Annotated in this window: 11 protein-coding genes; 4 read left to right on the top strand and 7 right to left on the bottom strand. The window is 62.1% G+C overall.

Going from position 1 to position 13,310, the window contains the following annotated elements:
* Window positions 1–174: 174 nt before the first annotated feature.
* Together ACIOUG_RS06155 and ACIOUG_RS06150 are read left to right on the top strand one after the other, a co-directional pair.
* Window positions 175–1,356, top strand: a complete 1,182-nt coding sequence (locus tag ACIOUG_RS06155) for an MFS transporter (protein ID WP_103486029.1) — start codon at window positions 175–177, stop codon at window positions 1,354–1,356.
* Window positions 1,357–1,389: 33 nt separating this feature from the next.
* Window positions 1,390–2,295 (top strand): LysR family transcriptional regulator, encoded by a 906-nt coding sequence (locus tag ACIOUG_RS06150; RefSeq protein ID WP_007966361.1) that lies wholly within the window; start codon window positions 1,390–1,392, stop codon window positions 2,293–2,295.
* Here the strand turns inward: ACIOUG_RS06150 and ACIOUG_RS06145 are convergent.
* From ACIOUG_RS06145 to ACIOUG_RS06125, 5 genes are all read right to left on the bottom strand, one after another.
* Entirely contained in the window at window positions 2,269–3,033 is a 765-nt protein-coding gene (locus ACIOUG_RS06145) for an ABC transporter permease (RefSeq protein WP_401063397.1), read from the bottom strand. The genes ACIOUG_RS06150 and ACIOUG_RS06145 overlap by 27 nt on opposite strands.
* Complete coding sequence (locus tag ACIOUG_RS06140; protein WP_401063394.1) at window positions 3,033–4,232, bottom strand: ABC transporter substrate-binding protein; 1,200 nt, start codon at window positions 4,230–4,232, stop codon at window positions 3,033–3,035. Before ACIOUG_RS06140 ends, ACIOUG_RS06145 begins: the two co-directional genes overlap by 1 nt.
* A complete protein-coding gene (locus ACIOUG_RS06135) occupies window positions 4,198–5,040 on the bottom strand; it encodes an ABC transporter ATP-binding protein (RefSeq protein WP_401063391.1) in 843 nt (280 codons plus the stop codon). Before ACIOUG_RS06135 ends, ACIOUG_RS06140 begins: the two co-directional genes overlap by 35 nt.
* Entirely contained in the window at window positions 5,037–6,107 is a 1,071-nt protein-coding gene (locus ACIOUG_RS06130) for an acyl-CoA dehydrogenase family protein (RefSeq protein WP_401063389.1), read from the bottom strand. The genes ACIOUG_RS06135 and ACIOUG_RS06130 overlap by 4 nt, the downstream gene beginning before the upstream one ends.
* Window positions 6,108–6,172: 65 nt before the next feature.
* Window positions 6,173–6,718: a carboxymuconolactone decarboxylase family protein gene (locus ACIOUG_RS06125; protein ID WP_027614171.1), complete on the bottom strand. Its 546-nt coding sequence runs from the start codon at window positions 6,716–6,718 to the stop codon at window positions 6,173–6,175.
* A gap of 103 nt (window positions 6,719–6,821) precedes the next feature.
* On the opposite strand from ACIOUG_RS06125, the gene ACIOUG_RS06120 reads away from it, so the two are divergent.
* Together ACIOUG_RS06120 and ACIOUG_RS06115 are read left to right on the top strand one after the other, a co-directional pair.
* Window positions 6,822–7,733: a cupin domain-containing protein gene (locus tag ACIOUG_RS06120; protein WP_401063387.1), complete on the top strand. Its 912-nt coding sequence runs from the start codon at window positions 6,822–6,824 to the stop codon at window positions 7,731–7,733.
* A gap of 1,299 nt (window positions 7,734–9,032) precedes the next feature.
* A complete protein-coding gene (locus tag ACIOUG_RS06115) occupies window positions 9,033–9,494 on the top strand; it encodes a DUF3574 domain-containing protein (protein WP_064587263.1) in 462 nt (153 codons plus the stop codon).
* On the opposite strand, the gene ACIOUG_RS06110 is transcribed toward ACIOUG_RS06115, so the two are convergent.
* Both ACIOUG_RS06110 and ACIOUG_RS06105 read right to left on the bottom strand, forming a co-directional pair.
* Entirely contained in the window at window positions 9,491–10,855 is a 1,365-nt protein-coding gene (locus ACIOUG_RS06110; protein WP_401063385.1) for an APC family permease, read from the bottom strand. The two genes, ACIOUG_RS06115 and ACIOUG_RS06110, sit on opposite strands and share 4 nt — an antisense overlap.
* 41 nt (window positions 10,856–10,896) lie before the next feature.
* Window positions 10,897–13,284 (bottom strand): TonB-dependent receptor plug domain-containing protein, encoded by a 2,388-nt coding sequence (locus ACIOUG_RS06105; RefSeq protein WP_401063383.1) that lies wholly within the window; start codon window positions 13,282–13,284, stop codon window positions 10,897–10,899.
* Window positions 13,285–13,310: the final 26 nt, after the last annotated feature.

The raw sequence follows: 13,310 nt of genomic DNA, 5'->3' as shown, positions 1-13,310 counted from the left end.
TCTGATGATCTTGAAATCCAGACATTGCACTCGACAGAGCCTGCAGGCTCTCGTGCCGCGAATGGATTCTGGCAAGGTATAAATCTATTTATGCCAGTACGCGAAATCGCCAATTTCACTTATGCGTCACCAATCCCTAGCCTCTCGCCAAATTCCTTCTTGAGCGAGGCTCCCATGCCCTTTGTCATCTACATCTTTACCCTCAGCGCCTTTGCCTTGGGTCTGGCCGAATTCGTTCCGATCGGCCTCACCGACGTCATGGCTCGCAGTCTCGGCGTCGACGTCGAGGCGACCGGGGCAACCATCACTGCGTACGCCTTGGGCGCCACTTTCTCAGCACCGATCTTCAGTGCACTGACGGCAAGTTGGTCGCGCAAGAACGTAATGCTGGTGACCGCTCTGGTGTTCAGCGTCGGCAGTCTCGCCGCGGCGTTTGCAACCTCGCTGACCTTGATGCTGGTAGCGCGATTCATCGCCGGCATGGGACATGGCCTGTTCCTGGCGGTGGCTTCAAGCACCGCGGCGCGTCTGGCCGGGCCGGGTCGCGCAGGGAGCGCAGTGGCAGTGGTGTTTGGCGGGTTTACCCTGGCGATGGCGATTGGCGTGCCTGTCAGCACCTATCTGGGTGGCGTAATGTCGTGGCGCCTGGTGCTGGCGGCGATTGCCGTGTTCGGAGCAATTGGTTTCTTCGGCTTGCTGTTCGGCATGCGCGATCCGCTACCGACTGCATCCGACGGCAGCTCGGCGTTGCACAGCCTTAAAGCGCTGCTCAACGGCAAGTTGCTGGCCGGCGCCCTGGTCACTGTGCTCGGCTACGCCGGTTCGTTCGTCGCCTACACCTACATCGCGCCAATGCTGACTGAAGTCACTCATACCACTGCCGCCACTGTCGGCGTGTTCATGTTGTTGTACGGCGCGATGGCAGCCATCGGCAATGTACTGGGCGGCAAACTGACCGATGCCTGGGGAGTGGATCGCGCCAGCGCCGCATTGATTGCCGGGATCGTAGGGGTGACAGCGGGCATGTGGGGCTTCTCCGGTTCGCCGTGGATGATGGGCTTGCTCGTCGGCTTGTTGGGGATGTTCAGCTTTGCTGCAGTGCCGGCCTTGCAGGCCCGGCTACTGGGAATCGCCGAGCGCCATGCGCCGCACGCGCATGGCGTTGCGGCCGGGCTGAACATTGCCGGGTTCAACTCGGGGATCGCGCTGGGTTCAGTGCTGGGTGGCGTGACGATCAGCCAGGTGGGCCTCAGTCATGTCGGGCTGACCGGTGCGGCAGTCTCAGCGCTCGGGCTGCTGCTGGTGTTAAGTCAAATGTTCGCTACGCCACGCTATCGCACGGCTGATAATCTGTAAGCCAACCTACATTTTCACGGGCGCCGAAGCACCATGAGCCACCTCACCCACCTGCGCACATTCCTCGAAGCGTACCGCACCAAGTCGTTCTCCAGGGCGGCGGACCATTTGGGCATCACCCAACCGGCGGCGTCGATGCATGTGCAGGCGGTGGAGGCGCTGGTCGGCAAACCGCTGTTTCAGCGTTTGCCTCGCGGGGTGGAACCTACCGAAGCGGCGGATGAACTGGCGCGTTCGGTGGCACCGTTTCTCGATGGGCTGGAAAACAAGATCGCGTCGCTGCGTCCGGGCCTGATCAAGGGCGGCACAGTGCATCTGGTCGGCCCCTCCGACTTCCTTCATGCGCTAGTCGCCGCTCGCCTCGCACCGCTGATCGACGAAGGCTTCACCCTGCGTTTTCACACCGGTGCCAAAAAGCGCATTTACGAGATGCTCGAAGCGAAGCAGACCGACTTCGCGATCACGGCCTCCATGCCCAACGAGCAATCCCACGGTTACGCCCATCTGCTCACCGAACGCCTGTTGCTGGTGTATGCACCGAGCCTCCTGGATCGCCTCGGCAAAGACCCGAATCAAGCACAACTCAAGCAAGTCCCGTTGATCGCTTTCGATGAGGATCTGGCGCTGGTTCGGCCACTGTGGACTTCAATGTTTCAGGTCGCGCCGCAACTGCAAGCGGCGCTGACGATTCCCGACCTGCGGATCATCAAGCAGCTGGTGCTCGACGGTCACGGCTGGAGCGTGCTGCCGGACTACCAGTGCGCCGACGCCATCGCTGACGGTCGGCTGATTTCACCGACACCGCCCAGCGAGGCACCGGTCAATGTGCTCTATCTGGTGTGGAGCAAAAGCGTGATGAAAAGCCCGAGCCTGCTTTACGTGCGCGACTATTTGCTCGCTGCATTCAGCGCCTCAGGCCGGCGCCCAACGCCGATGTAGCCATCGCGCAAACGCATCCAGCGCAAAGCCCAGCACACCGATCAGCAGCACCATCGCCATCAGCTCCGAATACGCCAGTCGATCTCGCGTATCGAGAATGAAGTAGCCCAGCCCCGCGCTGACCCCGAGCATTTCGCACGGCACCAGCACGATCCACAGAATGCCGATCGACAGCCGCACGCCGGTCAGCACATGGCCGAGTACGCCGGGCAGGATCACTTTGCGCAGGGTTTCCCAACGGGTGGCACTGAGGCTGCGACTGAGTTGCAGCCAGCGCGGGTCAAGTTGGCGCACGCCGGCCACGGTGTTGAGCAGGATCGGCCACACCGCAGCGAAGGTCAGCAGAAAATAGATCGGCTGATCACCAACGCCCAGCAGCATCACCACCACCGGCATCCACGACAACGGCGAGATCATCCGCAGAAACTGAAACACCGGCGTGGTCGCCGCCTCCAGATGCCGGTAGCTGCCGATCATCAGGCCCAGCGGCACGCCGATCAGCAATGCCAGCAGCAGGCCGACCACAATCCGTTTCAGGCTGACCAGCACATGCTCGTACAGCTCCGGGCGCAGCAGCAGTTCGCCGAGGCTGGCCAGTGTCGCCTCGGGTGAAAAGCGCAACGCCAGGCTGTCGTTGCCACCGAGCAGATGCACGCCTAGCCACCACAGCAGCAACAGGCACAACAGCCCTGCTACGCCCAACAAACCGTGCACGGTCGATGAAGATCGTTGACGCATCAGAGGCTGAACTCCTCGCTGCGTTCGAAGCTTTCCGGCAGGCCGAAGGTCTGCATGCCACCCACCGCCGCAATGGCGTTGCGTACAAAGCGGTCGTCCACCAGATCTTTAGCGGTTTGCTGCGGATCGAGGCTGGCGAGAAAGCCTTTATCTCCCTCGATCAAGGTGTCCTTCAGACGCTTGACCAGTTCTTCGGTGTAGCTGGGGAACGGGTACGGTTGAAAGTCGATGCGCTGCTCGTCCCACTGGCTGTGCTGGATCGCACCGCTGGCCAGGTATTGCTCGCGGTCGCTGGTGGCCGGCGACAGCACCCGGTCGAGCACCGGTTGCGCGTGCGGGGTGTAGCGATTGGCGCCATCCTTGGACAGCAGTTTCGCCGCCTCGGCGCGGTTGTCGCGGGTCCAGACCTGCGCCTTGACGATCGCGTTGACCACTTTCTGCGACCACTCGGGACGGTTGTTCAGATCCTGCTCATGCATGAACACCACGCAGCAAGCGTGATTGCGCCAGACGTCGCCGGTAAAGCGCTGCACGCGGCCGACCTTGAGCTCCTCGGCCAGCGCATTGAACGGCTCGGCGACGATGTAGCCGGCGATGCGTTTGCTCGCCAGGGCTGGTGGCATGTCCGACGGCGGCAGCACCAGCAGATTGACTTCGTTCGGCGCCAGCGCGGCGTTCGCCGACTTGCTCACCGGCACCAGTCCATGGTCGCGGAACAGTTGCTGCACCACCACGTTATGAATCGAATACCAGAACGGAATCGCCACCGATTGCCCGCCCAGTTGCTTGACCTCGGTGATGCCCGGCGCCACGGTCAGACCCGAGCCGCCGACGTGGTTCCACGCCACGACCTTGGCCGGCACCTTGCTGCCGTAGCGCGCCCACACGGTCATCGGCGACAGCAGGTGAATCACGTTGACCTGTCCGGAAATGAACGCCTCGATCACCTGCGCCCAACTGCGCAGCAGCACCGGGCGTTCAGCCTGAATGCCTTCGGCCTCGAACAGGCCATTGTTGTGTGCGACCAGCAACGGCGTGGCGTCGGTGATCGGCAGATAACCGATGCGCACTGGCGCGTTCGGATCGGCAGCGGCGCGCGCGCTGAGGCTGTTGAGCAGCGGCAACGCACCGCCGGCAGTCAGCAGCGCGCTGAGTTTGAGGAAGTCACGACGTGTGTGAGTGAAGTCGTCCAGGCACATGGTCAATCTCCGACGTAGCGGGCACAGGTTGAGTGAGGGGGTTGCGGCTCGCCCGCCGAAGGGTTTTGAGGATGTCAATGCGCAGCGCACCCAGTTCCTCGACCAGCTCGGCACGCGGCTGAGGCAGGTCGATGCGCCACTCGCCGAGGATGTGCGCCGGGCTGTTACCCAGTAGCAGAATCCGCTCGGAAAGCAGCAGGGCTTCGTCGATGTCGTGAGTGATCAACACCGCTGCGGTGTGGTGCTCGGCAATCAGTTGCAGGAGCAACTGCTGCATGTCGGCGCGGGTGATTTCATCCAGCGCGCCGAACGGTTCATCGAGCAACAGCACCTGTGGCTGACGGGCCAGACAACGGGCCAACGCGGTGCGTTGGGCCATGCCGCCGGACAACTGCGCCGGGTGCTGCAACCGCGCGTGTTCGAGGCCGACCGCAGCGATGGCGTGGTCGATCCGCGCCTTGCGCTGCTCGGCCGTCAGGTGCGGCTGGCGGGCGAAGTCGAGGCCGAAGGCGACGTTCTTTTCCAGGGTCAGCCACGGCAACAGGCTCGGATCCTGAAACGCCACCGCCACCCGTGGATGCGCGCCGGTCAGTGGTTCGCCAAGCAGGCTCACCCGGCCCTGTTGCGGCGCCTGCAAACCCGCCAGCACTCGCAGCAGACTGGATTTGCCGACACCGCTGGGGCCGAGAATGGTCACCACTTCACCGGGCTGCAATTGCAGGTCGAAGTGCTCCAGCACGGTGTGCCAGCCCTGCTCTCGCGGGTAGCCGAGGCTGATGCCGTGCGCTTCCAGCAACGGTGCGGTCATGCCGTCGCTTCCCGTTTCTGCCGCTGCAATTCGGCGCGCAGTTGCACCAGGCTTGGGGTGACAATCGGCACGAACGCCGACTCGCGCCAGCGCCGGGCGAAACCGCTGCCGTGCTCGGTCAGATAGGCTTTGCCGCCGCTGGATTGCAGTTCCAGTTGCACGGCGTTGGCGGCGGATTCGGCCAGCGCGATGCGGATCTGGAACAACGCGCCCGGCTGGGTCAGGAAACGTCCGTCGTGCAGGCCCTGCTTGAGCGCTTCGACGCTCTGCGCCAGTTGCTCGCGTTGTTCCTGCAACGGCTCCAGCAAGATCGAGCGCCCGTCCCGCAAATGTCCTTCGACCTCGGCCAGTGCCCGTCGCGCCAGACCGATCGCCATACCGCATTGCAGACCGAGAAACGCCGGGCGCACCGCCGGCAGAAACTTGCGTGCATCTTCATGCAGCAACCATTCGCGAGCGACCGCCACTTGGGCAAAATCAATGGCCGCAGTGTTACTCGACTGCAGCCCCATCAGTTGCAGGTCGGCGGAGCGTTGCAAACCGGCCGCGTCATCCGCAATCGCCAGCACGAACGGCGAACCGCCCTCCTCGTGCTCGATTGCCGCCGCCACCACAAAACCGCTTTTGCGCAGATTGGTGACCCAGTGCAGACGCCCGTTCAAGGTCCAGCCGTCTGCGGTGTGGGCGGCGCGCACTTGCAATGCCTCGATGCCGGACAGGTACTTCATCGCGTTGGACAAGCCGGTGGCTCCGGCCAGCTCTCCACTGAGCAGCGACGGCAGCAGTTTTTCCCTCAGCGCAGCATTAGGAGTGTGCAACAGGTATTCGATAAAGGCTCGTTGACCCCAGAACACAAACGCCGCCGCCAGTGAATGGCTGGCGACAGCAGCCAGGGTTTCCACGGCATCACTGACGTGACCGCCGCTGCCGCCCAGTGCCGGGTTGATGCCGACGCGCAGCACCTCGGCTTGCGCCAATTGCGTCAGCACCTGCTGCGGATCGCCGTCGCCCGCATCCAGTGCCTGGGCGTTGTGTTCCAGCCATTGAATCAATGCCGGATTGAGCATGTCGTTTTTCTCCTTTTTACGCAGCCGCATCAACCATAGACGACGCTGCCGGAACCGCTGGCCGATTACGCGCGATACGGGGCCAGCTCGGGGTTGAGCGGCGTGTCGGCGAACACATTGGCGAAGTTGCACAGGGTCGCCAGGCTGATGCCGAGAATCACTTCCAGCGCATTGCCTTCGGTATAGCCGGCAGCCTTGAACTGGTTGAAGGTCTGATCGCTGACCTTGCCCCGGGTGGCAATCACTTCGCGGGCAAACGCGGCCAGGGTTTCCAGTTTTTCCACGGGGACAGTGGCTTTTTCACGCAGCGCACTGACCACTTCCGGCGGCAGTTTTGCCTTATTCAGCGCGACGGCGGTATGACCTGCGACACAGAAATCGCAACCATGGTTGGTCGCCGCAATCAGTTGCACCACTTCGCGCTCGGCGAGGCTGAGTTCGGACTTGCCATTGAGCGCCGATACCGTAACGTAGGTTTCCAGCGCGGCCGGGGCATTGGCCAGCACGGCCAGCAGGTTCGGAATGAATCCGGAGTTTTTCTGCGCATTTTCCAGAAACGGTTTGGCGGCTTCGGGAGCGCTTTGCACGGTGTGTAGAGTAAGGCGCGACATGGAGTGGACTCCTGCTGTTGAGTGTCCGGCCAGTCTGTTGGTTATAAAAATTTCGATCCATATTCTAAAGTAGCGATTACTTGCTCCTGAGTGTTTCCATTAGATGATTTCGTCCAGCCCACTGGTTGATTGGTTATTAGAAAGCCTCGAACTCGACGCCAGTCTGTTTCACGTCGGCCGCTATTGCGGTGGTTGGCACGCCAGCACCCAGGGGCTGGCGCGCGCAAGTTTCCACTTGATCGTACAGGGGCGTTGCTGGCTGCACATTGACGGACAGGAGCAGCCAATTCCGCTGAACACCGGGGATGCAGTGTTCCTGCTGCGGGATCTGAATTACCGCCTCTCCAGCGCCGAACAGGCGAGCATCGCCCAGACGCTGCCGCGCATAGCCATGACCGCGCTCGACAGCCAGGCGCAAGACGGTGTCGGGCTGGTTTGCGGGTTCTTTCATTTCAAGTCGGGATTGTCATCGCTGATCATCGAAGGCTTGCCGGACTGGATCATCCTGCGCGCGGGCGATCCGTCTTCCAGCGCCGCGCGAGCCTTGTTCGAGTTGATCCTGCAAGAGTGCGAGCGCCTGCCGGCGCCCTCCTCGGCGCTGCTCGAACGCTTGAGTCATCTGCTGTTTTTGTACGTGTTGCGCCAGCAGATGGCCGACAACCAGAGCCTCGGCGGCCTGGTGGCATTGGCGCGCAATCCGCAGTTCGCGCCGTTGCTGGATCAATTGATCGAACAACCGCAATTGCCGTGGTCGCTGGAAAGCATGGCGGCGACTATCGGCCTGTCGCGCTCGGCGTTTTTCAAACGCTTCAACGAACTGGCCGGGCAGTCGCCGGGGCAAGTGCTGCTGGCGTTGCGCGTTCGGCATGCCTGCCAGTTGCTGCGGGCCAATCACACGGTGGAGCAGGTTTGCGCGGCGGTGGGCTATCAGTCGATCGCCGCGTTTACCCGAGCGTTTGCCAAGTCGGTGGGGGTGCAACCGGGGGCTTATCGCAAGCAGCATGAAGGGCGCTGAGTGGCATATTTATATATGTCTTGATGGTGCGTTTTTCAGTGTCGATCAAGGGATCAGTGCACGCCACCAAACCTGTGGGAGCTGGCTTGCCAGCGATGGCGTTGGTACATCCAACATCTTCGTTGACTGAATCGGCGCTTTCGCGGGCAAGCCCGCTCCCACAGGGGATGGTGTCGATCAAGGGATCAGTGCACGCCACCAAACCTGTGGGAGCTGGCCTGCCAGCGATGGCGTTGGTACATCCAACATCTTCGTTGACTGAAACGGCGCTTTCGCGAGCAAGCCCGCTCCCACAGTGGATGGGGTCGATCAACGGCTCAGTGCACACCGCAAAACCTGTGGGAGCTGGCTTGCCAGAGATGGCGTTGGTACATCCAACATCTTCGTTGACTGAACCGGCGCTTTCGCGGGCAAGCCCGCTCCCACAGTGGATGGTATCGATCAGCGGAACTGTGCACACCGCAAAAACCTGTGGGAGCTGGCCTGCCAGCGATGGCGTTGGTACATCCAACATCGTCGTTGACTGAACCGGCGCTTTCGCGGGCAAGCCCGCTCCCACAGTGGATGGTGTCGATCAAGGGATCAGTGCACGCCACCAAACCTGTGGGAGCTGGCTTGCCAGCGATGGCGTTGGTACATCCAACATCGTCGTTGACTGAACCGGCGCTTTCGCGGGCAGGCCCGCTCCCACAGTGGATTGTGTCGATCAACGGATCTGTGCACACCGCAAAACCTGTGGGAGCTGGCTTGCCAGCGATGGCGTTGGTACATCCAACATCTTCGTTGACTGAACCGGCGCTTTCGCGGGCAAGCCCGCTCCCACAGTGGATTGTGTCGATCAACGGATCTGTGCACACCGCAAAACCTGTGGGAGCTGGCCTGCCAGCGAAGGCGTTGGTAGATCCAACATCTTTGTTGACTGAACCGGCGCTTTCGCGGGCAGGCCCGCTCCCACAGTGGATTGTGTCGATCAACGGCTCAGTGCACACCGCAAAACCTGTGGGAGCTGGCCTGCCAGCGATGGCGTTGGTACATCCAACATCTTCGTTGACTGAACCGGCGCTTTCGCGAGCAAGCCCGCTCTCACAGTGGATGGGGTCGATCAGCGGATCTGTGTATACCGCAAAAACCTGTGGGAGCCGGGCTTGCCCGCGAATGCGGCGGTACGTTTGGCATCCTGGCGTAGTTCGTTTCTTATTCCATTAATCAACCACAAAGCCATTTTTTAATCTTTTATCGCTATTAAACCCGCCCCTTATAATTGCGCGTCTGCACTTAACTCATAAAAAGGGATGTTCCATGCAAAGACGCCTGTTACTCGCTGCACTGTTTGTCGCTGTCGCCGGGTGCGCCAGTCCTCCTGCTGTTTCGGTGCATACCAAAGACCCCGCCAGTTCGACTCTGCAAGGCGACGCCACGCGTCCGGCGCAGGCACAGTGGATCCGCACCGAGCTGTATTTCTCGGTGGGCACGGTGGATGGCAAGGAAGGCGCGGTCAGCCCGGCGCGCTGGCGCGAGTTTCTCGACAAGGAAGTGACGTCGCGGTTTCCCGACGGTTTCACCGTGTTCGATGCCTATGGGCAGTGGCGCGATCATGGGGCGAAGGAGCCTGAGCGGCTGAGCACCAAGGTGATCGTGATCCTGCACGAGAACAATCCGCAGAACGCCGGCAACATCGAGGCGATCCGGCTGGCGTACAAGCGCATTACCGGGGACTTGTCGGTACTGCGTCTGTCACAACCGGCCGACGTATCGTTCTAATCGCGGGTCTGCGCGAGAGCTTGCCGAGGCGTCGACGCCAGGCGGCTCAATCCCGCCAACAGCAGCGCCCCCACCAGCAACACGCCAATCCCCAGAAACGCGCCCCACCCCACCACCGTCACGCTCGAACAAAGCATGTACAGGCACAGTCCGAAAAACAGCAGCGGCAACAGCGGATACAACGGCACCCTCACCGGCCTCGGCACCTCGGGAAAACGCCGGCGCAGGATGATCAACGCCAGGCTGCTGAAACTCAGAAACAGCCAGTACACCGGGGTCAGGTACTCGACCATGGTGTTGAAGCCGCTCTGGGTGAAACTGCCGAACAGCACCAGCAACAATGCCACCGCGCCCTCCGCCAGCAAGGCCTTGCGCGGCACGCCGTCGCGTTCGTCCCACTCGCCGAAGCGGCGCAACTGCGGCACATCGCGGGCCGCGGCATAAGTGGTGCGCGCGCCGACCAGCAAGGTCGAGTTGATGGTGGCGATGGCCGCGATGCCGACCATCAGCAGAATCAGCAGCACCCCCGGCGCACCGAATGCACGGTTCAACAGTTCCACGGCCGGTGCGTTGCTCGCTGCCAGTCCAGCGAAACCCAGACCTCGAACGAACGCCCAGTTCAGCGCCAGATAAATCGCCATCAGCACCGTCAGCGCACCGAGCATGGCGATGAATATTCCGCGTCGACCATCGCGCACTTCCGCCGATAAAGTCGCCGCATCGCTCCAGCCGCCGAATGCCAGAAACACGAAAATCATCGCCGCCGAAAACCCGGCCATACCGGTATTTTCCGGCGTGACCGAAACGCTCGCTGGCGCTGCTTCAATCCCCTGCCACGCCAGCCACACCCCGGCGCTGGCGATGCTCAGAAAGCCCAGCGCCAGCAAACCCACCAACAAGGTCTGGGTAATGAAACCGATGTGCTTGCCAGTGAGATTGAGCAGCACCAGCGAGGCGATCACCCCGCCAGCAAACAGCCCCGATCCGTACCGACCGAGCGGCACCACGGCATTGACGTAATCGGCAAACATGAACGCCGACAGGGCGATCCAGCCGGTGTGCATCACCGAGAAGCGCGACCAGGCAAACAGGAAGCCCATGCACTCGCCATAGGCCGTGCGCAGAAAGTGATAGTCGCCGCCTGGGTGCGGAAATGCGCTGGCCATTTCGGCGAAACACAAGGCCCCACTCATCGACGCGAGACCGCCGAGTACCCAGACCCAATAGAAATATTCCGGCCCGACGTTCAGCGCCACGGTCGGCGCGGTTTTCAGGATGTCGGTGGTGATCACCATGCCCAGCGTGATCAGCAACGCCTGCAGCACCGGCAGATGGCGCTTGGGGCCGTTGGTGTGATTCATGGAGAGTTCCGCAAAAAGTCCGCCATCCGTGGCGGATCGGCTCAGAAGCCGTAAGTGGCGCTGGCGTAGTAGTACGCGCCATTGGTGCCGATTGGCGACAGCACGTCATACGGCAGGTTGCCGCCGTAGTTGATCGCCGAGCCGGAGCGTTCCGGGTAGTTGTCGGTGAGGTTGTTGCCGCCCAGGGCGACGCTGAATTTCGGGGTGAATTTGTAGGTCACCTCGGCGTCCAGTTGCCACACCGCGCCGTAGGTCTGCTCCGGTTGCGAGTCGCCGAAGTCGAACACCCGGGTGGTCTCGCCCTGACGCGTCAGACGCCCGAGGAGGCCCCAGTGTTCGCTGGCCCAGTTGGCGGAAAACACGAAACGATCCTTGGGCGCGGCGTCGGTCAGGGTGTTGGTTTCTTCGACACCGACCAGTGCATCATTGCCGATACCCAACGCCGTCAGTTGCGATGGCGTGCCTTTGGTGCTGGTGACTTTGGTGTGGTTGTAGGTGTACGCGGTGGTCAGGCCCAGTTGCCCTTCATACAGCGGCTGATGGTAGTTGAGCACCAGTTCGGCACCGTGGGTGCTGGTGTCGGCAGCGTTGGTGAAGAAGTTGACGTCATGCACCCCGGCCACGCCGAAGTTGTCGTTGATGTATTGCTCCATGGCGTCGCTGCCGATGCGCTGCGACAGGGTGATGCGGTCCTTGACGTCGATGCGGAATACATCGAGCGAAGCGTCGAAGCGTTCGTTGAGCTGGAAGGTCAGGCCGAGGCTGAAGTTTTTCGAGGTTTCCGGATCGAGCTTTTCGGCGCCGAGGGCGCGGGCAATCGGATCGTTGACCGAGAGCACGCGAATATCGGTGAGCGTGCCGCCTTCGCCAAAGTTGCTGGTGGTGTTCTGGAAACCGCTCTGCGCCAACGATGGCGCGCGGAAGTTGTTCGACACCGCACCACGCAGCGCCCACTGCTCGGTCAGTTTGTAGCGACCACTGAGCTTGCCGGTGAGTTTGCTGCCGGCATCGTCGTAATGTTCCCAGCGCGTGGCGGCGTCGACGAAGAAGCGCTCGGTGAGATCGCCCGACAACTCGGCGTAAGTCGCGAACACGTTGCGGTCCAGGTCCGATTCTTCGCTGGGGCGCAGGCCATTGGCACCGTCAGCACCGGAGCCAATGTAGGAGGCCTCGTCACCGGCGTAGGTCAGGTAGTTTTCGTAGCGGTATTCGCCGCCCAGCGCCAGCACGAACGAGCGTCCGCCGAGGCGCAGTTCGCGGCTGAAATCGAGGTTGGTGGTGGTCTGGCGCAGTTCGTAATCGCCAGTGTCGAACCTGGTCGGCGAGTCCTCGCCGAGGCTGACGTTAAGGGTGCGGCGGGTGGATCCGTCGAAGCGGTTACGGCCATGGGTGACGCTGCTGTCGAAGTCCCAGTCTTCGCCGATCATGCCTTTGAAACCGGCGGTGGCGGAGACGTCCTTGTTGTCGCCCAGCGACTGCGGCAGGTAGCCGTTGGGGTAGAACTGCGGCTGCTCGTAGGGGTAGCGATAGAATTCGGCGCCCGTAGTGTGGCGCTGGTTGTAGGTGCCGAAACTGTAGGCTTTGCCACCGGCCAGCGGCAGTTCGCTGTTGAACCACAGGTTGACGTCTCGCGCCAGGCCGTCGCCCATCACGTAATTGCGCTGGTCGGGGGTATCGGCAAAGCCGTCAAAACCGGCGCGGTTGGTCGGGTTACGGTTTTTGTACTCGGTGCCGCCGCGAATGAACCCGCCCTCTTCGCCCAGGCGCGTGCCGATCTTGGCGGTGGTCACGCTGTTCTGGCCGTCGGTGGTGGTTCTGCCGATGGCGTCCTGATGGGTGTGAAACGCGCCATAGCTGGTGGACACTTCGCCGCCCTCGGGCGCGTCGTCGAGGATGATGTTGATCACCCCGGCAATCGCGTCGGAACCATACTGCGCCCCGGCGCCGTCGCGCAGCACTTCGATGCGTTTGATCGCGCTGATGGGGATCGAGTTGAAGTCCACCGGCGCTGTGCCGCGGCCGATTTTCGACGAGTCGTTGACCACCGCCGAAGTGTGGCGGCGCTTGCCGTTGACCAGCACCAGCACCTGATCCGGGCTCATGCCGCGCAACTGTGCGGCGCGTACATGGTCGGCGCCACCGGAGTTGGACTGACGCGGCATGCTGAACGATGGCAGCAAGGTTTGCAGTGCCTGGCCCAGCTCACCGTCGGCCGCGCCAGTGGACTTGAGATCGGCGGCGGTCAACACGTCCACCGGCACCGGAGAATCCAGCACCGTACGCGCAGTGCCACGGGTGCCGGTGACCAGCACGGTACCCAACCGTGTGTCATCGTCAACGCGGGCGGAAGTGTCTTCGGCTTGCGCCGGAAGTTGCCAGATCGCACCGACAACTGCGATGGCCAGTAATGAACGGGAACGGTGATACATGGGACAGCTCCTTTATCGCAGCTAAT

This window comes from Pseudomonas sp. NPDC087803 (assembly GCF_044742995.1).
In the GTDB taxonomy this organism is placed as follows: domain Bacteria; phylum Pseudomonadota; class Gammaproteobacteria; order Pseudomonadales; family Pseudomonadaceae; genus Aquipseudomonas.
This window is presented reverse-complemented; position numbering and strand designations above follow the sequence as displayed.